The organism is Cryobacterium sp. TMT1-19, from assembly GCF_004403055.1.
Taxonomy (GTDB): Bacteria; Actinomycetota; Actinomycetes; order Actinomycetales; family Microbacteriaceae; genus Cryobacterium; species Cryobacterium sandaracinum.
The window spans coordinates 21,855-46,537 of record NZ_SOHB01000042.1 but is presented as its reverse complement, the minus strand read 5'-3'; the positions used below and the strand labels follow the sequence as shown (position 1 = coordinate 46,537).

Here is a 24,683-nt window from a genome sequence, read left to right as displayed (position 1 = left end):
TATCGCCGTCCGGCGGCACGGTCTCTGCACTGCGCCCCAGGGACTCGGCGAGGGAGGACCTCCTCAGGCCTTACCTCTCGAGCACCTGCAACCGTTCTCGGTATTCCGTTTCATTCAATTCACCCTTCGCGAAGCGATCATCGAGTATTTGACGCGCTTGACTGCGCTCGCCTTGTCCGCGGGTCAGCGGAGTAGTCCCGCGGAACCCACCGCGTTCAGTTCCGCCATCAAAAGCCCGCACGACCCAGACAACAAGGAGGATGACTGCGACGAGCATGAGCAGCCCTACCGGCCATCCCCACGTCATGTTGTATCCGTTTCCCCACATCATTTCTTCTGCTCCTTCAGTTCGTGTATATTTTCGTACATCCAGGCAGCCCGTGGACCGGTCTGCCTGTTCAGGAGACGGTCAGGTCGTCGCCATTCCCAAGCCCATCCCTGTGCCCGTCCCTGCGCCCGAGTGCATACCGACTCCCGAACCCATGCCCTTCCCCTCACCTGGGGTGTGGGTCGCGTTCAGCATCGGGTCAATGCGGCTCCTCATCTGTTCTACGGCTGACTCCCTGTCATCAGATGACAGAGTGCTGTTGGAGTCGAGCGTGGTCCTCTGCTGTGAGACCATTGCATCTTTGAGCCCAGAAACCGATTTGCCCTGGGCTTCAGCGACATCCGCGAGGGACCCACCCGACTGCAGCCGGTCCTGCAGCTCCGTCCGACTCAAGCCGAGGTAGCTCGCGATCGCGACCATGGGCGAACTCTGCCCGAATGCTATGCCGGCCAAGTGGCCTGACCGGTGGTCGCAAACTGACGACGAGGTCGTCGATGGTGGCTGGGAAATGGCCCCATCACCGGTAGATGCCTGCGCCGCGGCAACACCGCCCGTGACAAGCGCTCCGACAAGCCCGAGTCCCGCAATACCAGCGGTCATGTTCTTCCGATTGAATTTCATCAGTCTCAACACCTTTCACGTTCAGCCACCAGGTTGGTGTCTACACACCAGCATGCAGACCGCGCATGAAGCTCCAGCCCCCGAGCATGTGAAGGTTTGATGAAACGCGCTGGCCAGGCTCATACCAAGCCGCAAAGCGCATGCCGACGGTTGTTATGCGTCGCTTCCTGATACCGACGGTGCGGCAAACCATCCGTCAACTGTTCGAGTCGTCGTCTGAAAATCAGATTGTCCACCGCATCCGGACGAGCCAGGAAAGACATCGCAGTGTGCACCTTGGCGGCGCGGGCTGAACGCCGAACGGCGTCGAGTGTCAGCCCAGTTGCGTAGTGACGAGAGCGAATCAACCCGGGCAGCGCCGCTGTAGCCCCGCATGGCGCTTGTGGTATTGGTTCTGGACACCGGGCCCGTTTCGGGCCCCAAAGATGGGCGATGGGTGATTTCACCGCGGAATCCTGCACCTGCTACTGCTGGGGTACCTGGACTCGAACCAAGAACAACTGAACCAGAATCAGTCGTGTTGCCAATTACACCATACCCCAATGCCTGTTCCTCAGAACGGACCGACTCGTAACTCTAACCCACTCAGAGGGCCGGGACAAACCCAGGGCCGAAATCGCCGCCGGCTCGAGCCGATTGCCGGGGCAGACCCCGAGGGGCCCGGCCCCGCGCGGCCAGTCACTCGAGAGTGGTGGCAGCCAGACGTGCAAGACGCAGCACGGACTCCGCCTTGCCCAGGATCTCCATCGACTCGAACAGCGGCGGCGAGATGCGCCGGCCGGAGACCGCGACCCGCAGGGGGCCGAAGGCCACGCGCGGCTTGAGCGCGAGCCCGTCGATCAGCGTCTCGGTCAGGGTGGTGTGCACGCGGTCGTGCGTCCATTCCGCTTCGGGAATGTCGAGCAGCGCTGCCGTGGACGTGGCGAGGATCTCGCGCGTGTTCTGCGGGAGCGAGGCGAGGGCATCCGGCTGGTAGGCCAGCGAGTCGCCGCCGATGAACAGGAAACCGAGCATGCCGGGTGCCTCGCCGAGCAGGGCGATGCGTTCCTGCACGAGCGGTGCGGCGGACTCGAGAATAGCCTGCTGCACCTCGCTGAGTGGTTCGGTCACGTCGCCGGCGGCCACCAGGTACGGGATGACCCGGGCGGCGAAATCGGCCGGGTCGAGCAGCCGGATGTGGTCGCCGTTGAGCGACTCGGCCTTCTTGAGGTCGAAGCGGGCCGGGTTCGGCAGCACGTCGACGACGTCGAACGCGGCGATCATCTCATCGATCGTGAACACGTCGCGGTCGCTGGAGAGGGACCAGCCGAGCAGCGACAGGTAGTTGACCAGTCCCTCGGGAACGAAGCCGCGGGCGCGGTGGTGGAACAGGTTGGACTCGGGGTCGCGCTTGGAGAGCTTTTTGTTGCCCTCGCCCATGACGTAGGGCATGTGCCCGAAACGCGGCACGAACGTGGCCAGTCCGATGTCGATCAGCGCGTGGTACAGGGCGATCTGGCGCGGCGTGGAGGAGAGCAGGTCTTCGCCGCGCAGCACGTGGGTGACGCCCATCATGGCGTCGTCGACCGGGTTCACGAACGGGTACAACGGATGCCCGTTGGGCCGCACGACGACGAAGTCGCTGAACGAGCCGGCCGGGAAGGTGATCTCGCCGCGAACCAGGTCGTCGAAGGAGATGTCCGTGTCGGGCACCTTGAGGCGGAGCGCCGGCGAGCGGCCCTCGGCACGGAAGGCCGCCTTCTTCTCGTCGCTGAGGTCGCGCTCGAAGTTGTCGTATCCGGCCTTGGGGTCGCGGCCGAGGGCGACGTTTCGCACCTCGATTTCCTCGCCGGTGGCGAAGCTCTCGTAGATGTGACCGGACGCCTTGAGCTGCTCGATCACGTCACGGTAGATGTCGTAGCGCTCGGACTGGCGGTAGGGAGCGTGCGGTCCGCCGACCTCGACGCCCTCGTCCCAGTCCAGGCGCAGCCAGTGCAGCGCGTCGAGGAGCTGCACGAAGCTCTCCTCGGTATCGCGGGCCGGATCGGTGTCTTCGATCCGGAAGATGAACGTGCCGCCGGTGTGCCGGGCGTAAGCCCAGTTGAAGAGCGCCGTGCGGATCAGGCCGACGTGCGGCGTTCCGGTCGGCGAGGGGCAGAACCGAACGCGAACGTCGGTGCCGGTGGCAGTGGAAAACGGGTGCGCAATTGTCTCAGACATCATCCCCGATTCTAGTTGCCTCCGGGTGAGGGCGCGCGTGGGGATATAGGTGGTGCCGCGGGTGCCGCGTCCGGTCCGGCCAGCGCGGCGAGCCGGCGCAGGGTGACGGCAATGGCCGCCACGCCCGCGGCCCCGGTGACCGTGACCGTGTGCAAGGTGCGGTGGTCGCGGCCGCGCGTGGGCCGGATGGCGACGAGGGGCTGCGCGCCGACGAAGTCGAGGGCGAGCGCGGGCAGCATCGCCACCCCGATGCCGGCCGCCACGAGGCCGAGCACGGCGGCCGCGTTGTCGGTCTCATAGGAGATGCGGGGCGTGAAACCGTTGTGACCGCAGAGCTCCAGCAGGTGGCCGCGGCACCGAGGACATCCGCCGATCCAATTCTCCTCGGCTAGGTCGCCGAGGTCGACTGCGCTGTCTCTGGCCAGGGCGTGTGCGGCCGGCAGCACGAGCATCATCTCGTCGCGGCGGAGCCGGGTCACGACGAGGCCCTCGGCGCTGTCCCGGTGAGGGTCGACCCGGTCGCCGGGGTAGCTGAACGTGATCGCCAGATCGGCCTGATTCTGGCGCACCAGGGCCACGGCTTCGAGCGGCTCGGCCTCGAGGTAGGTGACGCTGACTCCCGGATGGCGGCGCTGCAGGTCAGCGAGCAGGCGCGGCACGATGGTCGCCGAGGCGGACGGGAACGCCGCCAGACGCACCCGGCCCGCGCGCAGGCCGCGAAGTTCGGACAATTCCCCCGCGGCGGCGTCCAGGGCCCCGCTCACGGTGGCGGCGTGCCGGGCGAGCATCCGGCCGGTCTCGGTGAGCCGCACGCCGCGGCCGATGCGTTCGATCACGGCCATCCCGATGCGCTGCTCGAGCCGTTTGAGCTGCTGGCTCACGGCGGGCTGGCTGTAGCCGAGCGCCGCCGCGGCCGCCGTGATCGAGCCGTAGTCGGCGAGCGCACCCACGACGCGCAGCATGGTGGAGTCGAGTTCGGGCTGGGCGATGGCGGGCACGAAGTGATCATAACTTATGCTTATGGATTGCCTCAGCTACTGGTTGTTGTCAAATGAATAGGCCGGTCGCATGCTGGAGAAATGATCCAGAGCGACTCTTCCGCGTCACGTTCGACGCTGCCGGCCCGCATCGGCGTGCGCGAGGCGCGCGAGCGGTTCCGTGGCGGCCGCGGCTACCTGGCAGCCTGCACGCTCGGGCTGCCAACCCGGGAAACGGAAGCGGCCCTGCGCGTGGACGCCGACGCCTGGGCGCTGGGCACCGCGTCGGCGGCGGGGTATGCCGCCGTGGTCGAACGGGTCCGGCACGCGTATGCCAGACTCGTCGCTGTTCCGGTGAGCCGGGTCGCGATCGGGTCTCAGGCATCCGTGCTGGCCGGTCTGCTCGCCGCGAGCGTGCCCGACGGCGCCGAGGTGCTCTGCGTCGACGGCGATTTCAGCTCGATGGTGTTCCCGTTCCTCAGCCAGGCGCACCGCGGGGTCACCGTGCGGCACCTGCCTCTGGCCGAGCTGGCCGTCGGGATCACCGCCGACACCTGGCTTGTGGCGTTCTCGCTCGTGCAGTCCGCCACCGGTGCCGTCGCCGACACCGCGGGGATCGTGGCCGCCGCCCGTGCTCACGGGTGCTTCACCGTTTGCGACACGACGCAGGCAGCCGGGTGGATGCCGGTGGACGCATCCGTCTTCGACGCCTCTATCTGCCACAGTTACAAGTGGCTCTGCGCCCCGCGCGGCGTGGCCTTCCTGACCGTGGCCGAGCGGCTGGCCGTAGTGCTGCACCCGGTGCAGGCGGGCTGGTATGCCGGCCGGGACCCGTGGGCCTCCTGTTACGGACCGGACATGAACCTCGCGGCTGATGCGCGCCGATTCGACGTCTCCCCGGCCTGGAACGCCTGGGTGGGCGCCGAACCCGCACTGGAGCTCTTCGGGCGGCTCGACCTGTCGACGGTGCGCGACCACGCGGTGGCGCTGGGCGACGCGCTCTGCGCCGGGCTCGGGCTCGCCCCGGCCGGGCAGTCGATCGTGACCTGGCCGGATGCCGACGGCACCGACCTTGACCGCCTCACCCGGGCAGGTCTCACCGCGTCGCGCAGGGCCGGGCGGGCCCGCGTCGCTTTCCACCTGTGGAATGACGAGGACGACGTCGCCGACGCCCTGCGCGCCCTACGGACATAGCCGGGTCTCGACGGGCCTGACCGCAGGGCTTGCTCGGCCACAGGGCCTCGCGGCGACTCGACTACTTCTGTGCGGTGACGGAGGTGACGGCGGTGATGATCGCGCCGGCGAGAGCGGCGGAGGAAGCCGGATTCTGGCCGGTGTACAGGTTGCGGTCGATCTCCATGTGCTCGGCCCAGGGTGCGCCGGCGACGAAGTCGGCGCCCAGCGCGACCAGGCGGCTCTGTACGAGCCACGGCGCCTTGGGGGCGAGGCCACCGAGAGTCTCCTCCTCGTCGGTGAAGCCGGTCATTCGGTAGCCGGTGAAGGGCCAGCTGCCGTCGGCCCGCTGGGCGGCGAGCAGAGCGGCCGGGGCGTGGCAGAGCACGCCGAGAATCGTTCCGGAGTCGAGGGCTTCGGTCATGATGCGTCCGGAGTCGGCGTCGACGGCCAGGTCCTCCATCGGGGCGTGGCCGCCGGGGTAGAAGACGACGTCGTAGTCGGCGACCGTGATGTCACTGATCGAGCGGGGCTCGTCGAGTTCACTGCCGATGGTGTCGAGGTAGGCGACGATGGCCGCGGCCCGGTCTTCCCCGCCGGCCGCCTGGGGTGCCAGGCTTCCCGCGTCGATGGTGGGGGCGACGCCGCCGGGCGTCGCGATGGTGATCCGCCAGCCGGCCTCGGTGAACAGGCGGTGCGGTTCGGCGAGCTCTTCGGCCCAGTAGCCGGTGGGGTGCAGGCTGCCGTCGTTGAGGGTCCAGTGATCAGCGGCGCTGACGACAAAAAGTACGGAATTCATGGGTTCTCCAGAGTGTGTGATCGTGTGAAATGGATGCTGTCGGGAAAATCAGACGTTCGTGCGGACGACCATCTTGCCGGTGTTCTCGCCACGCATGAGGCCTAGGAAGGCGTCGACCGCGTGGTCGATCCCGTCGACCACGGTCTCGTCGAAGACGACGTCGCCCGCGGCGAGCCAGCCGGCCATGTCGGCCGAGAACGCGGGGAAATGCTGCACGTAGTTGCCCACGGTGAAGCCCTTGAGGGTCAGCCCGCGACCAATCATGTTCGCCAGGTTGCGCGGGCCGCCGGTCGCCTCGGTGTTGTTGTAGACGGAGATCGCGCCACAGAGGGCGGCGCGTCCGCCGTCGTTGAAGCTGGCCAGTGCCGCCTCGAGGTGCTCGCCGCCGACGTTGTCGAAGTAGACGTCGATGCCGTCCGGAGCCGCGGCGGCGAGCTGCTTGGCGATGTCGCCGTCCTTGTAGTTGAAGGCGGCGTCGAAGCCGTACTTCTCGGTCAGCAGGGCAACCTTCTCGGCCGACCCGGCGGAACCGATCACGCGCTTCGCGCCCTTGAGACGGGCGATCTGGCCGACCATGCTGCCTACGGCCCCGGCCGCGCCGGAAACGAAAACGGTGTCGCCTTCCGAGAGCCCGGCCACCTCGAGCAGGCCCACGTAGGCGGTGAGTGCGGTCATGCCCAGCACGCCGAGGTAGGCGGAGAGAGGCACGCCGGGGATTTCCGGGACGACGCGGAAGCCGGCGGCCTCCTCCTGAACCAGGTCGCGCCAGCCGAACTGGTGCACGACCACGTCGCCGACGGCAACCGCGTCAGAGGCGGATGCGACGACGCGGCCGACGGCCCCGCCCGTCATCGTCTCGTTGAGGGCGTAGGGGGCGGAGTAGGACTTGGCGTCGTTCATCCGGCCGCGCATGTAGGGGTCGACCGAGACGAACTCGTTGGCCACGCGAACCTGACCGGGGGTCAGCTCGGGCAGGTCGATGCGGATGGTGCCGAAGTCGGCATCCGTTGGCCAGCCGGTGGGGCGGGCGACAAGCTGGATCTGGGTGCTGGTGATGGACGAGGCCATGGCGGCTCCTCTGCTTTTTTGTAACGGATAGTCTAATATATTGTGTACTGATCGATACACAAAACCACTCACAGCGAAAACGGAGGAAACACCATGGGACGGCTGCAGAGTTTCGAGCGCACAACCGTCGTCCAGGCGGCCAGGGACCTGTTCTGGGACAAGGGCTTCGAGGCTACCTCGCTCGCCGACCTCGAAGTTGCGACCGGTCTCCGGCGATCCAGCCTTTACCACGCCTTCGGCAGTAAGCGTGGCCTCTTCGACGCCGCCGTCGAGGACTACCAGGCCTCCGTCATCCGCCCGAGATTGCGGATCCTGACCGGGCCGGGGATCGGCCGGGCCTCGCTGCTGGCCTACTTCAGCGAACTCAGGTCGGCGGTCTCCGCCCTGCCGGAGGACTCCCCGCGCCGCGGCTGCCTGCTGGTGAACTGCGCCGCAGGCCTCGCCGGGCACGACGACCTGGCCCGCCAGGTCGTGGACGGCTACCGGTCCGAGCTGAAGGACACCCTGCAGGACGCCCTCCGGGCGGCCGGAGGAAGCGCGCCGGACCGCGCGCCGGAACGCGCCCGCACCCTGGCTTCGCTCGGCATGAGCGCCATGCTGCTCGCCCGGGTCAACGCGACCGAATCGGTGGCGCTGCTGGACACGGCGACGGAGCAGATCCGGTCCTGGTTTCCCGTGCACGCCGCGACCGACGCCTGACGATCAGGCGCGCCGCACCGGGTTCGCCAGCACGCCGATGCCGGCGATCTCGACCTGCACGGCGTCGCCGTGCACGACGGAGGCGGACCGGTCGGGGGCACCCGTCAGAATGACGTCGCCCGGCAGCAGGGTGAACACGCTGGAGACGAAGGAGATCATCTCCGCAACGGTGTGCTTGAGCAGCGTCGCATTGCCCTTCTGGAAGACCTCGCCGTTGATGCGGGACTCGATGGTCAGCGTGGTCCAATCGTATTCGGTGTCGATGACCGGTCCGAGCGGGCAGAACGAGTCGAAGCTTTTGGCCCGTGTGAGGTCGCCGTCGCGCTCCTGCAGATCGCGGGCGGTGACATCGTTCGCTACCATACAGCCCCAGATGGAGTCCTCGGCGGCGTCGACGGACACGTTGCGGGTGATCTTGCCGATCACGATCGCGAGCTCGCCCTCGACGTGCACGTTGTCCGTGGACGCCGGCACGGTGATCGGGTCGCCGGGGCCGACGACGCAGGTGTTCGGCTTGAGGAAAAACCTGGGCTCACCGGGCGAGCGGGCCGCGGCGGACTGCTCGGCCGCGTCGGCGAAGTAGGACCACGCCATGCCCACGATCTTCGACCGCGGGATCACCGGGGCGAGCAGCTTCACGTCGCGCAGGGCCACGCGCTCCCCGGACGGGTCATAGCCCGCGAACATCGGGTCGCCCTTTAAAACGACGATCTCGTCGTCGTCGACGATGCCGAACGAGATGCGTCCCTCGTGACTGAACCGTGCGATTTTCACGCGGGTCCCACCGGGGCGTCGAGCCGGGTGAGCCAGCCATGGCGGTCGGGCAGGCGGCCGTACTGAATGTCGGTCAGCTCCTGGCGGAGCGCCATCGTGATCTGGCCGGCCGGGCCATCCGGGTCGCCGATGGAGAGGTTCGGGCCCTTGAGCTGCGAGATCGGGGTGACGACGGCAGCCGTGCCGCAGGCGAACACCTCGGTGATGGCACCGGATGCGACACCGTCCTGCCATTCGCCGAGGGTCACGTCGCGCTCCTCCACGGTCAGGCCTCGGTCCCGGGCGAGCTGGATGATGCTGTCGCGGGTAACGCCCTCGAGGATCGCGCCGGTCAAGCGCGGGGTGACGAGCGTGTCGGTGCCATGAACGAAGAACACGTTCATGCCGCCGAGTTCGTCGATGCGGCTGCTGGTTTCCCCGTCGAGGAAGAGCACCTGGGCGCAGCCGTTGTCATAAGCCTGCATCTGAGGCAGCAGGCTGGCGGCGTAGTTGCCGCCGCATTTGGCCGCGCCGGTGCCTCCGCGGCCGGCGCGGGAGTACTCGGTCGAGAGCCAGATCTTGATCGGGGCCACACCGTCGGCGAAGTAGGCGCCGGCCGGGCTGGCGATCACGTAGTAACCGACCTGGTGCGCGGCCCGCACGCCGAGGAAGCTCTCGTTGGCGATCATGAACGGGCGCAGGTAGAGGCTGGTCTCCGCAGCAGAGGGCACCCAGTCGCCGTCCACGGCCACGAGCTGCCGGATCGATTCGATGAAGTCGGCCTCGGAGAGTTCCGGCAGTGCCAGGCGGCGTGCGGAGCGCTGCAGGCGCTCTGCATTCTTCTCCGGGCGGAAGGTCCAGATCGACCCGTCGGCGTGACGGTAGGCCTTCAACCCCTCGAAAATCTCCTGGCCGTAGTGCAGCACCGAGGAGGCCGGGTCGAGGTGCAGCGGACCGTAGGGCATGACCCGGGCGTTGTGCCAGCCCGCGTCGAGGGTCCAGTCGATGGCGACCATGTGATCGGTGAACTTCTTGCCGAAGCCGGGATCGACGAGGATCTCTTCGCGCTCGATCTTCGTGCGGGCCGTGGTCGACGGCGTCAGGCTGAACCTCAGCGGGAAGGTGGCGGTGCCGGATGTCGTCGGGGGCGCTGGCTGGCTCATTGGATTCCCTTGTCTGTCAGTCGAGTCACGATGGCGTCGCCCACGGCGCTGGTGCTCCGGGGTGTGCCGAGAGCCGCCCGGGCCACGATGTCGGCGGTCACGGCGGCAGTCACCCGGGCCGCGGCATCCGTGAGTCCGAAGTGCTCCAGGAGTAGCGCCACCGACAGGATGGCCGCCGTGGGGTCAGCCAGTTGTTTGCCCGCGATGTCCGGTGCCGAACCGTGTACCGGCTCGAACATGCTGGGAAACCTGCCCTCAGGGTTAATGTTCCCGGAGGCCGCAAGGCCGATGCCGCCGCTGATTGCCGCCGCGAGATCGGTGAGGATGTCGCCGAAGAGGTTGTCCGTGACGATGACGTCAAATCTACTCGGATTTGAGACCAGGAAAATCGTGGCCGCGTCGACGTGCAGGTAGTCGACGGTCACCTCGGGGTATTCGGCTGCGACGGCGGTGACGATTCGCTGCCACAGGCTGCCGGCGAAGACGAGCACATTGGTCTTGTGCACGAGTGTGAGGTGGCGGCGGGGCCGACCCTGGGCCTGGGCGAAGGCGTAGCGCACCACGCGTTCAACGCCGAAGGCCGTGTTGACGGAGACCTCGTTGGCCACCTCGTGCGCGGTGCCCTGGCGGATCGCTCCGCCGTTGCCCACGTAGGGACCCTCCGTGCCCTCGCGCACGACGACGAAGTCGACGGTGCCCGGAGACGCCAGCGGGCTGGGCACGCCGTGGAAGAGAACGCTCGGGCGCAGGTTCACGTAGTGGTCGAGCGAGAAGCGTAACTTGAGCAGCAGGCCGCGCTCGATATTCGCGTTGGCGAGGCGGGGGTCCCCCGGCACGCCGCCGACGGCGCCGAGCAGGATGGCGTCGTGGCCGGCGATCGCCGCGAGGTCGTCATCGGTCAGCACATCGCCGGTTTCCAGGAACCGTGCGGCGCCGAGGGAGAACCAGGTTGCGTCGAAGGTGACGTCGTCGGCAGACGTGGCGGCCTCGAGAACCTTGACCGCTTCGGCGACGACCTCGGGGCCGATCCCGTCGCCGGGAATGACAGCAAGCTTGATGAGAGGGGACATTCGACTCCGTATGTCTGAAAGTTGGCTGTAGATAAACCCTACTGCGACGCAACGAGTGTCTAAGCTGGTCAACTCCTGACAACCAATAGAAAGCAGTTCCGCATGAGTCTCGGATTGGGAATCTTCCTTCTTGTCGTCGGCGCCATCATGGTGTTCGCCCTGAACGTGACCGTCGAGTGGATGGACATCGAGCTGGTCGGCTACATCCTGATGGGCGCCGGTGCTGTCATCATGGTCATCGGCATCGTCTTGCTGACCCGCAAGCGCAGCAGCATCACCACGACCCGCAGCGCCGTCGACCAGGCGAGCGGGGAACAGGTCACGTCGCAGAAGCGTTCCGTCGACGACGTCTAGGTCGACGTCCGTCGTGCCGGGGCCCGTGTCGAGGTCGACGTCGACACGCGCCCCGGCACCGGCCTGCGCCGGCGGCGGCTCAGGTGATCAGGTCGCCTTACGCAGGGTGACCAGCGCCACAAACGCCGCCGCCAGCACCAGAATGGTTCCGATCCAGGCCGTGGGCGAAATTCCGCCGGTGAAGGCATCGCGGGCCGACGAGAGCAGCACGTTTGCCAGGCCGGAGGGCAGCCCGTCGGCCACGGCCACCGCACCGCCGAGGGTCTCCGCCGCCGCCGCGCTCTGCGCCGCGGTGAGGGCCTCCGGCAACACGACCGCACTGCGGTACGACGCCGTCAGGATGGTACCGAGGATGGTCGTGCCGAGCACGGCGCCCAGTTCATAGGCCGTTTCGCCGACAGCGGATGCCGCCCCCATCTTGTCCGCCGGGGCGTTCGCCACGATCAGTTCGTTCGAGACCGTCTCGGCCGCGCCGATCCCGATCCCGAGGGCCACGAAGACGAGCGCGATGCCGACCGCGTCGAGGTCTCCCCCGCCCAGGGCGGCGGCCGCGTAGCCGACGGCCGAGATCAGCAGTGCCACCGGAACGACGATCGACGGCCGCACGCGCCGGGCGATGGGCACGATAACGAGGCCGGACACGATCATTGCCGCCAGTCCCGGCACGAGCACCAGCCCCGCCTCCAGAGGCGAGAGGGCCAGCACGAGCTGCAGGTACTGGGAGACGAAGAACAGGCCGCCGACGAGAGCCACGACGCTCAGCAGGTTGACGCCGATCGCCCCGCTGAAGGCCCCCTGGCGGAACAGCCCGAGGTCGATCATCGGGTGCGTCAGCCGGGGCTGGCGGCGCACGAAGAGCACGCCTGCGGCGAGTCCGAGCACGATCGGGCCGAGCGAGAAGGGCGTGGGTCCGTGCTCCGCCAGGGCCTTGATCCCGTAGACGATCGGCAGCATGGTCGCCAGCGAGAGCGCGATGCTCGGGGCGTCGATGCATCCGGGGTTCGGGTCGCGGGACTCCGGCACGAGCAGGGGCCCGAGAACCAGCAGCGGCAGGAGCAGCGGCACCGCGAGCAGGAAGACGGAGCCCCAGGCGAAGTGCTCCAGCAGCACGCCGCCCACCACGGGGCCGAGCGCGCTGCCTGCGGCGAAACCGCTCGCCCAGATCGCGATCGCCAGCCGCCGCTGGTTGCGCTCGGTGAAGACGGAGCGGAGCAGCGACAGCGTCGGCGGCATCAGCATGGCGCCGAAGAAGCCCAGCACGGCGCGGTCGATGATCAACCACTCGACGCTTGGGGCGAAGGCGGCCACCACGGAAACGGCGCCGAACCCGGCGGAGCCGATCAGCAGCAGCCGGCGGCGCCCGATCCGGTCACCGAGGCTGCCCATGGCCACTAGGAGGCCGGCGAGCATGAGCGGGTAGATGTCGATTACCCAGAGCAGCTGCGTGCCGGTCGGCCGCAGGTCCTCGGAAATGGCCGGCAGGGCGAGGTTGAGCACCGTGTTGTCGATCGAAACCAGGAGCACGGGCAGCATGAGCACGACGAGCGCCCACCACCGGCGGCGGGGGCTGATCGCACGGCTGACGGCGATGACGGGGGTGGTCTCTCGGACGGTATTCGACACGGGAACGACTTCTTTCGGCTCCAGGGACGGATGCTGTACCGTCCAGACGGTAAAGTAAACCGTCCAGACGGTATAGTAGCACCATGAGCTCTGATACCGCAGCCCCGACCCGGAACGTGCCCCGCCTCTCCCCCACGCGCGATCGCATCCTGGACGCGTTCGCGCACCTCCTGATCGACCAGGGCGAGCGGGCGGCCACCCTCGAGGCGGTGGCGGTGGCGGCCGGCCTGTCCAAGGGCGGCCTGCTCTACCACTTCGGGTCGAAAGACGCGCTCGTGGAGGGACTCCTGGCCCGGCTCGACGCGCTCGTCGCCGACGATGTCGAACAAATTCGAGCGGCCTCGGCCGGAGCGGTCGACTACCTGATCCGCACGTCGATGAGCGAGGGGACGGTGCTCGACCAGTCGATCGGTGCGGCCGTCAGACTGGCGCAGGGGGCACATCCGTTGGCCAATGCGGCCCTGGCCGCAACTCGGCGCCAGTGGCTGAGCGTCATCGAGGAGGCGGTGGGAGACCCGGACGTGGCCGAGGTGATCATGCTCGTCAGTGACGGGCTGTACTACGAATCCACCCTCGCGAGCCCCGGCCAGCCTGCCGTCGATGGCACATCGACGACGAGGTTGGACCGGTTGCTCGCGGTGATCGGGCGGATGACCGACGGAACTGCTATTCGGTGATGGAGATTTCGATCATGGCCTCGGCCGAGATCGCGTCGCGCACCGTGGCCAGCAGGCTCGCCGGAACGGGCGAGTCGACCGTCAGTACGCTCAGGGCCTTGCCGCCGGCCACGTGGCGGGCGATCTGCATGCCCGCGATGTTGATCTGGGCGTCGCCGAACTCGCGGCCGTAGACGGCCACGATTCCCGGACGATCCGTGTAGAGCATCACGATCAGGTGGTCGTCGAACGGAACCTCGACGTCGTAGCCGTTGATCTCGACGATCTTCTCGATTTGCTTGGTGCCGGTCAGGGTGCCGGACACCGATACCTGCGAGCCGTCCGCGAGGGCGCCACGCAGCGTGATGACGTTGCGGTACTCCGGCGACTCCTTGTCGGTGATCATGCGCACCGCGACGCCGCGCTGCTCGGCGAGCAACGGCGCGTTGACGTAGGACACGGTCTCGCTGACGACATTGGTGAAAATGCCCTTGAGCGCGGCGAGCCGGAGCACGCTCACGTCATAGTCGGCGAGCTCGCCGCGCACCTCGACGTCGACGCTGGTCAGCGGGCTGTGGGCGCCGAGACCGGAGAAGACCTGGCCGAGTTTCTCCACCAGCGGGATGCCGGGGCGCACGTAGGGGTCGATAACGCCTCCGGCGACGTTGACCGCGTCGGGGACGAGCTCCCCCGACAGGGCGAGGCGAACCGACTTGGCGACGGAGACGCCGGCCTTTTCCTGGGCTTCGTCCGTGGAGGCGCCGAGGTGAGGCGTGGTGATGATGTTGTTGAGGCCGAGCAGCTTCGACCCGGTCGGCGGCTCGCTGACGAACACATCGAGGCCGGCGCCGGCGATCGTGCCGGCCGTGAGGGCGTCGTAGAGGTCGTCCTCGTTGATGAGGCCGCCGCGGGCCACGTTCACGACGAACGCGGTGGGCTTCATCAGCTTGAACTGTTCGGCGCCGATCATGCCGTTGGTCTCGGGCGTCTTGGGCATGTGGATGGTGATGAAGTCCGACTGTGCAAGGAGCTCATCGAGGCTGACCGGAACCACGCCGAGCTGCTGGGCGCGGGCGGAGGTGATGTAGGGGTCATAGGCGATGATGTTCGTGCCGAAGGCCTGCATCCGCGCCGCGATGAGGGCACCGATGCGGCCGAGGCCGATGATGCCGATGGTCTTTTCGTAGAGCTCGACGCCGGTGTACTTGGAGCGCTTCCACTGCCCCTGCGCCAGCGCGCCGTGGGCGGCCGGGATGTGACGGGCCAAGCTGATGATGTGCCCGACGGTCAGTTCTGCGGCGGAAATAATGTTGGATGTCGGGGCATTGACGACCATGACGCCCGCAGCCGTGGCCGCTTTAATGTCGACGTTGTCGAGGCCGACGCCCGCGCGGGCGATGACCTTCAGTAACGGTGCGGCGGCGATTGCCTCCGCGTCCACCTTCGTGGCGGAACGCACCAGAACGGCATGCGCCGTGGCCAGTTCGGCGAGTAGCGCGACCCGGTCGGTGCCGTCTACGGAGCGAACCTCGAAGTCGGGCCCGAGGGCGTCGACGGTGGCAGGCGATAATTCTTCAGCGATTAGGACAACAGGTTTTGACACGAAAACGGATCCTCCGATTGCAGCAGAAAAATGGCTTGCGCCGCGACCGTGGGGCGCCAGATGTGAAATCACTCTATCGGCTGGAGAATAGAGCCATGAGCAGCGTTACATTCCCCGACCTCCAGTTCGCCGTGCGCATCGTGCTGGCGGTGGTCTTCATCGGCGCCGGCATCACACATTTCGTGCCGGGTGTGGCGCGCACGATGAGGGCGATGATCCCGCCACGGCTGCGAACGACCGGGATGCTTCGCCCCGGCAACCTCGTCATCCTCACCGGAGTCTGCGAGATCGCGGGCGGGCTCGGACTGCTGTATCCACCCACGATGGTGAGGGCCGGCGTCTGCCTGATCGTGTTCTTGGCGGCGATCTTCCCGGCCAACGCCTTCGCCGCGCGCTACCCGGACCGCTTCGGCGTGGCCGCGATCCCCCTCGTGCCGCGGCTGACCGGGCAGCTCGTGCTGATGGGGCTGATCGTCGTCGCGATCGCCTGAGCGCTAGGCGACGCCGTGCAACACAGGCGGAGCGCCCTGCCCGGTGTCGAACCAATTCGACGGAGATTTTGGGTCAAACACCCGTTTTTGAACCCAAACGCGCTGTTGAGAGCAAAATCTCCGTCGAATTCGTTCGGGACACCGAGCGGCAGGGCCAGGCGAGCGGCAGGGCCAGGCGAGCAGGCAGGGCCAGGCGAGCAGGCAGGGCCAGGCGAGCAGGCAGGGCCAGGCGAGCAGGCAGGGCTAGGCGAGCAGGCTGCCCGCGCCGAGGGTGAAGATGTTGGCGGCGATCGCGGCGTTCAGACCCAGGCCGGCCAGGAACAGGGCAGCCTGCGCGGCGGGTCCGCGTGAGCGCCCGATCCATGCGGCAAGCACGAAGACGAGGAGCGGGCCCAGGATGCCGACGAGGAGCACGAAAATACCGAGTCCGCTCAGCTGGGTGTCGAGGCTTTGAGCCAGGATGTTGAGGCCGACGAGGTTGCCGACGCCCTCCCAGATGTCGTAGGCATAGCAAAGGCCGAACAGGATCGCGATGCCCGTCGACAGCCAGCGCGGGGTGCGCCGCCGGGATGAGGGGACGGTCGCGGGCGTGGTCACCGGTGAATCGGTCATGCGATGACCCCCGGTCCGGAGATGAACGGCAACGGGGCGAGCAGAACGACTCCGAGGAGTAGCCAGCCGATCCGGGCTCGGGGATGCGTTCTGGTCAGCCAGAACGTCACCGCGAACCAGACCGCGGGAGCGGCCACGGCCAGCCAGAGACCTAGGGAGAACATGAACTCGGACAACCCGTCGGCGGGCGGGGTCTGGATGCGGCCCACGCCGATGAACCAGCCCACCGTATAGAGCAGATATATTCCGCCGAAGATTCCGAGCGAGACAAGCGCCAGGGAACTCGTGGCCGTGCGGGTCAGGGCGGCGTCGGCCGCCGCCTTCGCCGCGACAGCGGATGCCGGACCGGCCACGGTCCATCCCTCCGGCGGCGCGACGGAACCGGTCTCGGTACCGGCCGCGGTGCCGGTGCCGGTGTCGGTTTCAGAGCCGGAGCCGGAGCCGTCGCCGGTCGTGACGAAAGCACCCGAATCGGGCTCGGCGGGCCGTGCGGTCGCGCCAGACTCGCCGCCGGAGACGAGCGTGGGGTCGTCGTCGCCGGCCCAGCCCAGGGCGTCGTCCCGGTTGTCGTCACCGGAGTGTCCAGAAGTCATGAGTCCAGCGTACCGAGGCGCCGCTTGGGCGGCGCACACTACCGGCTGATCACGACTTTCAGTGCCTTGGTTTCCGCCGCGCGGGAGAAGGTGTCGTACGCCTCGAGGATCTGGTCCATCCGGAACCGATGCGTGGCCAGCTTGTCGGCTGGGATCTTCTTCTGCGCGACGAGCCGGAAGACGGTGTCCGGGTCCGAGGCGCGCTCGAGCTTCGCGGCCGTGACCGTCTCCCCCGCCGGGCCGTCGGGGCTGCCATGAACCGGCTGCGAATGGGGGTCGTGTCCTGTGCGAACCGGCAGGCCGGGTTCATCCACGGGCATCAATGGTGAACACCCGGACCGGGCGTGGCAAGCACCCCGAACGCATCCTCGGGAGCATCAGCGCCGTTGACGCGGCAGCGGGGCTAATCCAGTGGATTGGCCCCGCTGCCGATGCGAGCTCGGGTGTTAGCGCGCGGCTTCGCCGTCAGTGTAGTCGTCGTCGGCGGAGGCGTTCCAGGCGAACAGCTTGCGCAGCTCACGGCCGGTGGCTTCGATGGGGTGCTCTTCGCCCTTCTTGCGCAGAGCGAGGAACTCCGGTGCTCCGGCGTCCTGGTCCGCGATGAACCGGGCCGCGAAGGCGCCGTTCTGGATGTCGGCGAGAACGGCCTTCATATTCTCCTTGACGTGGGCGTCGATGACGCGCGGGCCGGAGACGTAGTCGCCGTACTCGGCGGTGTCGGAGACGCTCCAACGCTGCTTGGCGATGCCCCCCTCCCACATCAGGTCGACAATAAGCTTGAGCTCGTGCAGCACCTCGAAGTAGGCGACCTGCGGCTGGTAGCCGGCCTCGGTGAGAACCTCGAAGCCGTACTGGATCAGCTGCGACGCGCCACCACAGAGCACGGCCTGCTCGCCGAACAGGTCGGTTTCGGTCTCTTCGGTGAAGGTGGTCTTGATGCCGGCGGCGCGCAGGCCACCGATCGCCTTGGCGTAGCTGAGGGTGAGCGGCCAGGCCGCGCCCGAGGCATCCTTCTCGACGGCGACGATCACGGGAACGCCGCGGCCGGCCTCATACTCGCGGCGCACGGTGTGGCCCGGTCCCTTGGGGGCGACCATGGTGACGTCGATGCCTTCGGGGGCCTTGATGTAGCCGAAACGGATGTTGAAGCCGTGTCCGAAGACAAGGGCCTTGCCCGCAGCGAGGTTCGGCAGCACGTCGTCGGCAAACAGGTGACGCTGCACCTGGTCGGGCGCCAGGATGACGATGACGTCGGCCCAGGCGGATGCCTCGGCGGTGCTGAGAACGGTGAAGCCGGCCTCTTCGGCCTTGGCCTTGGACTTCGAGCCCTCCTTGAGGCCGATGACGACCTCGACACCCGAGTCGCGCAGGTTCTGCGCGTGGGCGTGACCCTGCGAGCCATAGCCTATGACGGCTACTTTCTTGCCCTGGATGATCGACAGGTCGGCGTCTTTGTCGTAGTAAATCTCAGACACGAGTAAATGTTCTCCTTGTTGTTGTAGTCGGTGGTCGAGCTCTAGTTTTTGAAGACGCGCTCGCTGATCGATTTCGACCCGCGGCCGATGGCGAGCAGGCCGGACTGGGCGATTTCCTTGATCCCGTAGGGCTCGAGCACGCGCAGCAGCGCCTGCGTTTTGCCGGAGTCCCCGGTGACCTCGATCACGACCGCGTCGACGGACACGTCGACGACCCGGGCCCGGAACAGGGTCACGGCTTCGAGCACCATCGACCGGGTCGTGTTGTCGGCGCGCACCTTCACCAGCAGGTGTTCGCGCTGCACCGACTGGGCCGGGTCGAGTTCGACGATCTTGATGACGTTGATCAGCTTGTTCAGCTGCTTGGTCACTTGCTCCAGCGGTGCGTCTTCGACGTCGACGAGGATCGTGATGCGGGAGAGCCCGGGGATTTCGGTGTGGCCGACGGCGAGGCTCTCGATGTTGAAACCGCGGCGGGCGAAGAGGCCGGCGACCCGGGTGAGCAGGCCGGGCTTGTCCTCGACGAGGAGGCTCAGAACGTGGGTGCTCACGGGTTATTCCTCTTCCCAGGTCGGTGCGTGCTCTTTGGCATACTGCACATAGCTGTTGCTGACACCCTGCGGCACCATCGGCCAGACCATGGCGTCTCGGCTCACGATGAAGTCGATCACCACGGGCCGGTCGTTGGTCGCCAACGCCAGCTTGATGGCGTCGTCGACCTGATCGGGGCTGGTGACCCGGATGGCGAGGGCACCGTAGGCCTCCGACAGCTTCACGAAGTCCGGCACCATGGCGGACCCGTGCCCGGTGTGCAGATCGGTGAAGGAGTGCCGTCCGTCGTAGAACAGGGTCTGCCACTGGCGCACCATGCCCAGCGAGGAGTTGTTGATGATGGCGACCTTGATCGGAATGTTGTTGATCGTGCAGGTGGCCAGTTCCTGGTTGGTCATCTGGAAGCATCCGTCGCCGTCGATCGACCAGACCACCCGGTCGGGCTCGGCCACCTTGGCGCCCATCGCTGCGGGGATGGAGTAGCCCATCGTGCCGGCGCCCCCGGAGTTCAGCCAGGAATTGGGCCGCTCGTACTTGATGAACTGGGCCGCCCACATCTGGTGCTGGCCGACACCGGCCGCATAGACGGCTTCCGGCCCGGTCAGCTCGCCGATGCGCTGGATCACGAACTGCGGGCTCATGAGGCCGTCGGTCGGCTCGGAATAGCCCAGCGGGAACTCCTCCCGCAGACCCTTGAGGTAGGTCCACCAAACGCTGACGTCGGGCGTCGTCGTGGTGATGGCGGCCGCGTAGGCGATGGTGAGTTCGGCGATGACCTCCTTGGCATCACCGACGATGGGAACGTCGGCGGCGCGGATCTTACCGATCTCCGCGGGGTCGATGTCGACGTGCACGATCGTGGCGTGCGGCGCAAACTCGGAGACCTTGCCGGTGACCCGGTCGTCGAAGCGGGAGCCGAGCGCGATGATCAGGTCGGCCTCCTGCAGCGCGAGCACCGCGGACACGGTGCCGTGCATCCCGGGCATGCCCAGGTGCTGGTCGTGCGAGTCCGGGAACGCGCCGCGCGCCATCAACGTGGTGACGACGGGCGTCTTGCTGAGTTCGGCGAACGCGAGCAGTTCTTCCGACGCGCGGGCACGGATGACACCGCCACCCACATAGAGGACGGGCTTCTTGGCCTCGGCAAGCAGCTGGGCCGCAGCCTGCACCTGTTTGCCGTGGGCCTTGGTGACCGGCCGGTAGCCGGGCAGGTCGAGCTTGGGCGGCCAGATGAACGGGGCGCTCTTCTGCTGGGCGTCCTTGGTGATGTCCACCAGGACCGGGCCGGGCCGGCCGGTGGAGGCGATCAGGTGAGCCGACGCGATAGCCGCGGGGATGTCCTCGGGACGCTTGACCAGGAAGGAGTGCTTCGTGATCGGCATGGTGATGCCGACGATGTCGGCCTCCTGGAAGGCATCCGTGCCCATCAGGGTGGAGAAGACCTGGCCGGTGATGCAAAGGATCGGCACCGAGTCCATGTACGCGTCGGCGATGGCGGTGACAAGGTTGGTGGCGCCGGGCCCGGAGGTGGCGATGGCCACCCCGACGCGGTTGCTCGCCGAGGCGTAGCCCTCCGCGGCGTGGCCGGCACCCTGCTCGTGCCTCACCAGGATGTGCCGGATCACGGTTTGGCTCATCAGCTCGTCGTAGAGCGGAATGACGGCGCCGCCCGGTAGACCGAAGACGTCGGTGACGCCCAGCAGCTCCAGCGAGCGGATGATCGCACCGGAACCGGTGAGGATTTCCGGCGCCCCCGAGTCGGGCGCCCCGGCGGCCGCGGCAGGCGAGGGCGACGGTGATGGCACGGGTGTTTCCGCGGTCATGTGATCAGTTCCCTAGTTCGATGACGAATAGTGAGTTCTAGCCCGTGACGGCGCCGACGGCCGCAGACTGGACAAGCTTCGAGTACTTTGCGAGAACGCCCCGGGTGTAGCGCGGAGGCAGAGGTGCCCAGCCAACACTCCGGGCGGTCAGCTCATCAGGGTCGACCAGTAGGTCGAGCGTGCGAGCTGCGATATCGACCCGTATCAGATCACCATCGCGCACGAAGGCGATTGGACCTTCGTCCACCGCTTCGGGTGCTATATGGCCGATGCACAGTCCGGTTGTGCCGCCTGAGAATCGACCGTCCGTTAAGAGTAGTACATCGGCGCCGAGCCCGGCGCCCTTGATGGCGGCGGTGATCGAGAGCATCTCCCGCATTCCGGGCCCGCCCTTGGGTCCCTCGTAGCGGATGACGACGACGTCGCCCTTCTGGATCTCCCCCGCAGTGAGAGCGTCCATGGCGGCGCGCTCACGCTCAAACACGCGCGCGGGTCCCTCGAAGATGTCGGAGTCGAAGCCGGCGGTTTTGACGACGGCACCCTCGGGGGCGATAGAGCCCTTGAGGATGGTGATTCCGCCGCTGGCGTGAATCGGGTTGTCGAGGGTGCGCAGCACCTCGCCGTCCAGTTCGGGCGGGTCGATCTCGGCAAGGTTCTCGGCCACGGTCTTGCCGGTCACGGTGAGCGCGTCGCCGTGGATGAGGCCGGCCTCGAGCAGGGCCCGCATCACGGCCGGCACGCCGCCGTGACGGTCGACGTCGTTCATGACGTATTTGCCGAACGGCTTCAGGTCGCCGATGTGCGGCACCTTGTCGCCGATGCGGTTGAAATCGTCGAGGGTGAGCTCGACCTCGGCCTCGTTCGCGATGGCCAGCAGGTGCAGCACCACGTTGGTGGAGCCGCCGAACGCCATCGCCACGGCGATCGCGTTCTCGAAGGTCTTGCGGGTCAGGATGTCCCTGGCCGTGATCCCCAGACGCAGCAGGTTGACGACGGCCTCGCCGGAGCGGTGCGCGTAGTAGTCGCGGCGGCGGTCGGCGGAGGCCGGGGAGGCCGATCCCGGCAGGCTCATGCCGAGAGCCTCGGCCACGCTGGCCATGGTGTTGGCGGTGTACATGCCGCCGCAGGCACCCTCGCCGGGAGCGAAGGCGCACTCGATGCGCTTGGCGTCGGCCACGGACATCCGCCCGGCCTTGACGGCGCCCACCGCCTCGAAGGAGTCGATGATGGTGATGTCTTTTTCGGTGCCGTCGGAAAGCTTGACCCAGCCGGGAGCGATCGATCCTGCGTAGAGGAAAACGCTGGCCAGGTCGAGGCGGGCCGCGGCCATCAGCATCCCGGGCAGCGACTTGTCGCAGCCCGCCAGCAGCACGGAGCCGTCGAGGCGCTCGGCTTGCATGACAACCTCAACCGAGTCGGCGATGACCTCGCGGGAGACGAGGGAGAAGTGCATGCCCTCATGGCCCATCGAGATGCCATCGGAGACGGAGATGGTGCCGAACTGCAGCGGGTAGCCGCCGCCGCCGTGCACACCTTCTTTGGCGGCCTGCGCGAGGCGGTCCAGGGAGAGGTTGCAGGGCGTGATCTCGTTCCACGAACTTGCGATGCCGATCTGGGGTTTCTCCCAGTCGGCGTCGCCCATACCGACGGCCCGGAGCATCCCCCGCGAGGTGGTGGCTTCGATTCCATCGGTGACGTCGCGGCTGCGAGGCTTCATATCGATCTCAGTCATGCACTGAGTCTAAACGTCCGCTGAAGGCGGAACGTCGCCCGGGGGTCATGCTCCGGCGGCGGCCTCACGCTCCGCGGCGACGGCCGCGCGGGCATCGGCGATCAGGCCCAGCACCAGCGGCACGTCTTCGGGGCCGCGCACCCGGTAGCCGGCGAGCGAGTCGCCTGCCCCGATCTTGAGGCCGACGTCGCCGGGTCGCAGCACGGCGAAGGCGTCTTCGTCGGTGGTGTCGTCGCCGGCGTAGAAGACCCGGTCGGCCCCCGCGTGCCGGCGCAACCGCTCAAGGGCGTCGCCCTTGGTGCTGGCACGCACCGCGAATTCGATCACGTCCTTGCCGTCCCGCACGGTCAGGCCGGGCAGCAGCGTGCCCAGCTCCTCGCGTGCGGCCTTCAGGGCGGCCGCCGCTTTCCGAGGCGTCGCCAGCCGGGTGTGCAGGGCCAGACCGGCCGGCTTGCGTTCGATCCAGGTTCCGTCGATGCTGCCGGAGATGCGCTCAAGCACCCGGGCGAGGGCGTCGAGCTGCTCGAGTTCCTCGGTGACGAGGTCGAGTTCGATCTCGGGGGTGTCCAGCTGCACCTCGATCCCGTGCGAGCCGGTGAGGAGCACATCGGTCTGCGGCTGCGACACGTGCCGCAGGCTGACCAGGGCCCGGCCGGAGACGAACGCGACCCGCACCCCGTCGAGGTCGAGCAGGCGCTGCACGGCCTCGCGGGTGCCTGCCACTGCGCGCGCGTCTTCGGGCTTGTCGACGTGCGGGGCAAGCGTCCCGTCGAAATCGAGGGCCACGAGGATGTTGTCGGCGCGGCTGAGATCCTTCAGCGCACCGGCGAGGGTGTCGGGGATCCCGGGACGCACGCCGGCTCCTTCGGTCAGGGTTCGGAGGAAGGAAGAGGACCAGGCGTCGACGTCGTTGTCGAAGACCTTGCGGCGGAGCGCGCGCATGCGTCGCAGCCGTTCCTGGCGGGGCATCGCGACGGCCCTGAGGATGGCGGCCTTCACGCCGTCGATGTCATGCGGGTTGATCAGCACGGCCTGTTTGAGCTCGTCGGCGGCGCCGGCGAACTCGCTCAGAACGAGCACGCCGTCGCGGTCGAAGCGCACGGCCACGTATTCCTTGGCGACGAGGTTCATGCCGTCGCGGAGCGCGGTCACGAGCATCACGTCGGCCGCGAGGTAGAGCGCCACCATCTCCTCGCGCGGGTAGCCGTGATGGTGGTAACTGATGGCGGTGTGGCTGATGGTGGAGAAGTCGCCGTTGAGGCGGCCGACGGCCAGTTCGATCTCGTCGCGCAGGGCGATGTAGGGGCCGACGCGTTCCCGGGAGGGGCTGGCGACCTGCACCAGGGTGACGTCCTCCACGCTCAGGCTGCCGTCGGCGAGCAGCTCGCCGAACGCCTTGATGCGGTGGGCGATGCCCTTGGTGTAGTCGAGCCGGTCCACGCCCAGCATGATCGTCTGGGGGTTGCCGAGGTCTTCCCGGATCTGGCGCGCCCGCTCCTGGATCTCGGGGCGCCGCGCCAGTTCCTCGTAGGCGGCGGCGTCGATGGAGATCGGGAAGTGCTTGGCGATCACCCGGCGATGCTTGCCCTCGGGTGCGGGCACATCGATGGCGACGCCGCGGGTCGGATAGCCGTAGAGGCGGCGCACGGCTCGGGAGAAGTTACCGGCGTCGGCGAGGCGCTGGAAACCGATCAGGTCGGCGCCGAGCAGTCCGTCGAGGATCTGCTTGCGCCAGGGTAGCTGGGCATAGATCCCGTAGGGCGGAAAAGGGATGTGGTTGAAGAACCCGATCACGAGGTCGGGCCGCGCGTCGCGCAGCATCCGTGGCACGAGCTGCAACTGGTAGTCGTGCACCCACACCGTGGCGCCGGGCGCAGCGGCGGATGCGGCGGCGTCGGCGAAGCGGCGGTTCACCCGAACGTAGGCCTCCCACCATTCGCGGTGGTAGCGCGGCGGCGCGATCACGTCGTGGTAAAGCGGCCAGATCGTGTCGTTGGAGAAGCCCTCGTAGTAATCCTCCAACTCCGACTCGCTGAGCCGCACCGGCACGATGGAGATGCCGTCGTTCTCGAACGGGTCGAACGAGCGGTCGGCGATGCCGGGCCAGCCCACCCAGGCGCCGTCGGAGCTGCGCATCATGGGCTCAAGGGCGGTGACCAGGCCGCCGGGCGAGGTGCGCCAGCCCTCGGTTCCGTCTTCGGAAACCTCGATCTCGATCGGGAGGCGGTTGGAGACCACGACCAGCGAATAGGTGGAGTCCGGGGCGGCGGATGCCGTGGGTTCGGCTGCAGAGGTAATGGGATCGTCCGTTCCGGCGGG

General features: G+C 67.6%; 23 protein-coding genes and 1 tRNA gene. 5 read left to right on the top strand and 19 right to left on the bottom strand.

Annotation, left to right across the window (positions count from 1 at the left end):
• Positions 1–70 precede the first annotated feature (70 nt).
• The 4 genes from E3T40_RS11560 to E3T40_RS11545 all read right to left on the bottom strand — a co-directional run bounded on the left by E3T40_RS11560 (position 71) and on the right by E3T40_RS11545 (position 4,146).
• Entirely contained in the window at positions 71–331 is a 261-nt protein-coding gene (locus E3T40_RS11560) for an SHOCT domain-containing protein (RefSeq protein WP_104195122.1), read from the bottom strand.
• A 1,088-nt stretch (positions 332–1,419) separates the two neighbouring features.
• Positions 1,420–1,491, bottom strand: a tRNA-Gln gene (locus tag E3T40_RS11555).
• A gap of 136 nt (positions 1,492–1,627) precedes the next feature.
• The gene (gene gltX, locus E3T40_RS11550) at positions 1,628–3,148 is read right to left on the bottom strand and encodes a glutamate--tRNA ligase (RefSeq protein WP_134543649.1); all 1,521 of its coding nucleotides are present in this window, start codon (positions 3,146–3,148) and stop codon (positions 1,628–1,630) included.
• Between the two features lie 11 nt (positions 3,149–3,159).
• The gene (locus E3T40_RS11545; protein WP_241981756.1) at positions 3,160–4,146 is read right to left on the bottom strand and encodes a LysR family transcriptional regulator; all 987 of its coding nucleotides are present in this window, start codon (positions 4,144–4,146) and stop codon (positions 3,160–3,162) included.
• An 81-nt stretch (positions 4,147–4,227) separates the two neighbouring features.
• Between E3T40_RS11545 and E3T40_RS11540 the strand changes: the two genes are divergently transcribed.
• Entirely contained in the window at positions 4,228–5,319 is a 1,092-nt protein-coding gene (locus tag E3T40_RS11540; protein ID WP_104171627.1) for an aminotransferase class V-fold PLP-dependent enzyme, read from the top strand.
• Between the two features lie 61 nt (positions 5,320–5,380).
• Here E3T40_RS11540 and E3T40_RS11535 read toward each other — a convergent pair whose 3' ends face one another.
• Positions 5,381–6,097: a type 1 glutamine amidotransferase domain-containing protein gene (locus tag E3T40_RS11535; RefSeq protein ID WP_104171626.1), complete on the bottom strand. Its 717-nt coding sequence runs from the start codon at positions 6,095–6,097 to the stop codon at positions 5,381–5,383.
• A gap of 48 nt (positions 6,098–6,145) precedes the next feature.
• Positions 6,146–7,165 carry an NADP-dependent oxidoreductase gene (locus E3T40_RS11530; RefSeq protein WP_104171625.1) on the bottom strand — a complete coding sequence of 340 codons (1,020 nt, stop codon included), beginning with the start codon at positions 7,163–7,165 and terminating at the stop codon, positions 6,146–6,148.
• A gap of 93 nt (positions 7,166–7,258) precedes the next feature.
• Between E3T40_RS11530 and E3T40_RS11525 the strand changes: the two genes are divergently transcribed.
• Positions 7,259–7,864 carry a TetR/AcrR family transcriptional regulator gene (locus E3T40_RS11525; protein WP_134543647.1) on the top strand — a complete coding sequence of 202 codons (606 nt, stop codon included), beginning with the start codon at positions 7,259–7,261 and terminating at the stop codon, positions 7,862–7,864.
• A gap of 3 nt (positions 7,865–7,867) precedes the next feature.
• On the opposite strand, the gene E3T40_RS11520 is transcribed toward E3T40_RS11525, so the two are convergent.
• The 3 genes from E3T40_RS11520 to E3T40_RS11510 are packed head-to-tail and all read right to left on the bottom strand — an operon-like array spanning position 7,868 to position 10,850.
• Positions 7,868–8,638, bottom strand: a complete 771-nt coding sequence (locus E3T40_RS11520) for a fumarylacetoacetate hydrolase family protein (protein WP_134543644.1) — start codon at positions 8,636–8,638, stop codon at positions 7,868–7,870.
• Positions 8,635–9,780 (bottom strand): branched-chain amino acid aminotransferase, encoded by a 1,146-nt coding sequence (locus E3T40_RS11515; protein WP_134543626.1) that lies wholly within the window; start codon positions 9,778–9,780, stop codon positions 8,635–8,637. Before E3T40_RS11515 ends, E3T40_RS11520 begins: the two co-directional genes overlap by 4 nt.
• Entirely contained in the window at positions 9,777–10,850 is a 1,074-nt protein-coding gene (locus E3T40_RS11510; protein WP_134543624.1) for a 3-isopropylmalate dehydrogenase, read from the bottom strand. The genes E3T40_RS11515 and E3T40_RS11510 overlap by 4 nt, the downstream gene beginning before the upstream one ends.
• Before the next feature lie 102 nt (positions 10,851–10,952).
• Here E3T40_RS11510 and E3T40_RS11505 point away from each other — a divergent pair, with 102 nt between their 5' ends.
• On the top strand, positions 10,953–11,204 hold the full coding sequence (locus tag E3T40_RS11505; protein ID WP_104102889.1) for a DUF6458 family protein: 252 nt from the start codon (positions 10,953–10,955) through the stop codon (positions 11,202–11,204).
• An 87-nt stretch (positions 11,205–11,291) separates the two neighbouring features.
• Here E3T40_RS11505 and E3T40_RS11500 read toward each other — a convergent pair whose 3' ends face one another.
• Positions 11,292–12,827: an MFS transporter gene (locus tag E3T40_RS11500; RefSeq protein WP_370287920.1), complete on the bottom strand. Its 1,536-nt coding sequence runs from the start codon at positions 12,825–12,827 to the stop codon at positions 11,292–11,294.
• A gap of 83 nt (positions 12,828–12,910) precedes the next feature.
• Between E3T40_RS11500 and E3T40_RS11495 the strand changes: the two genes are divergently transcribed.
• On the top strand, positions 12,911–13,504 hold the full coding sequence (locus E3T40_RS11495; RefSeq protein WP_104195115.1) for a TetR/AcrR family transcriptional regulator: 594 nt from the start codon (positions 12,911–12,913) through the stop codon (positions 13,502–13,504).
• On the opposite strand, the gene serA is transcribed toward E3T40_RS11495, so the two are convergent.
• A complete protein-coding gene (serA, locus tag E3T40_RS11490) occupies positions 13,494–15,086 on the bottom strand; it encodes a phosphoglycerate dehydrogenase (RefSeq protein ID WP_134394217.1) in 1,593 nt (530 codons plus the stop codon). The two genes, E3T40_RS11495 and serA, sit on opposite strands and share 11 nt — an antisense overlap.
• Positions 15,087–15,181: 95 nt before the next feature.
• On the opposite strand from serA, the gene E3T40_RS11485 reads away from it, so the two are divergent.
• Entirely contained in the window at positions 15,182–15,577 is a 396-nt protein-coding gene (locus tag E3T40_RS11485; protein WP_134543621.1) for a DoxX family membrane protein, read from the top strand.
• Between the two features lie 243 nt (positions 15,578–15,820).
• Here the strand turns inward: E3T40_RS11485 and E3T40_RS11475 are convergent, their stop codons facing one another.
• From E3T40_RS11475 to E3T40_RS11440, 8 genes are all read right to left on the bottom strand, one after another.
• The gene (locus E3T40_RS11475; RefSeq protein WP_104171617.1) at positions 15,821–16,189 is read right to left on the bottom strand and encodes a hypothetical protein; all 369 of its coding nucleotides are present in this window, start codon (positions 16,187–16,189) and stop codon (positions 15,821–15,823) included.
• Positions 16,186–16,782, bottom strand: a complete 597-nt coding sequence (locus E3T40_RS11470) for a DNA polymerase III subunit gamma/tau (protein ID WP_104171616.1) — start codon at positions 16,780–16,782, stop codon at positions 16,186–16,188. The genes E3T40_RS11475 and E3T40_RS11470 overlap by 4 nt, the downstream gene beginning before the upstream one ends.
• 38 nt (positions 16,783–16,820) lie before the next feature.
• Entirely contained in the window at positions 16,821–17,096 is a 276-nt protein-coding gene (locus E3T40_RS17630) for a hypothetical protein (RefSeq protein WP_104171615.1), read from the bottom strand.
• Positions 17,097–17,228: 132 nt separating this feature from the next.
• Positions 17,229–18,257: a ketol-acid reductoisomerase gene (gene ilvC, locus E3T40_RS11460; RefSeq protein WP_104102870.1), complete on the bottom strand. Its 1,029-nt coding sequence runs from the start codon at positions 18,255–18,257 to the stop codon at positions 17,229–17,231.
• Positions 18,258–18,298: 41 nt separating this feature from the next.
• Positions 18,299–18,808, bottom strand: coding sequence for an acetolactate synthase small subunit (ilvN, locus tag E3T40_RS11455; protein ID WP_104102867.1), 510 nt, complete (start codon positions 18,806–18,808; stop codon positions 18,299–18,301).
• Positions 18,809–18,811: 3 nt separating this feature from the next.
• Positions 18,812–20,632, bottom strand: coding sequence for an acetolactate synthase large subunit (locus tag E3T40_RS11450; RefSeq protein ID WP_104195110.1), 1,821 nt, complete (start codon positions 20,630–20,632; stop codon positions 18,812–18,814).
• Positions 20,633–20,669: 37 nt separating this feature from the next.
• On the bottom strand, positions 20,670–22,364 hold the full coding sequence (ilvD, locus tag E3T40_RS11445; RefSeq protein WP_134543616.1) for a dihydroxy-acid dehydratase: 1,695 nt from the start codon (positions 22,362–22,364) through the stop codon (positions 20,670–20,672).
• 45 nt (positions 22,365–22,409) lie between these two features.
• Positions 22,410–24,662 (bottom strand): bifunctional alpha,alpha-trehalose-phosphate synthase (UDP-forming)/trehalose-phosphatase, encoded by a 2,253-nt coding sequence (locus E3T40_RS11440; RefSeq protein WP_134543729.1) that lies wholly within the window; start codon positions 24,660–24,662, stop codon positions 22,410–22,412.
• Positions 24,663–24,683 lie beyond the last annotated feature (21 nt).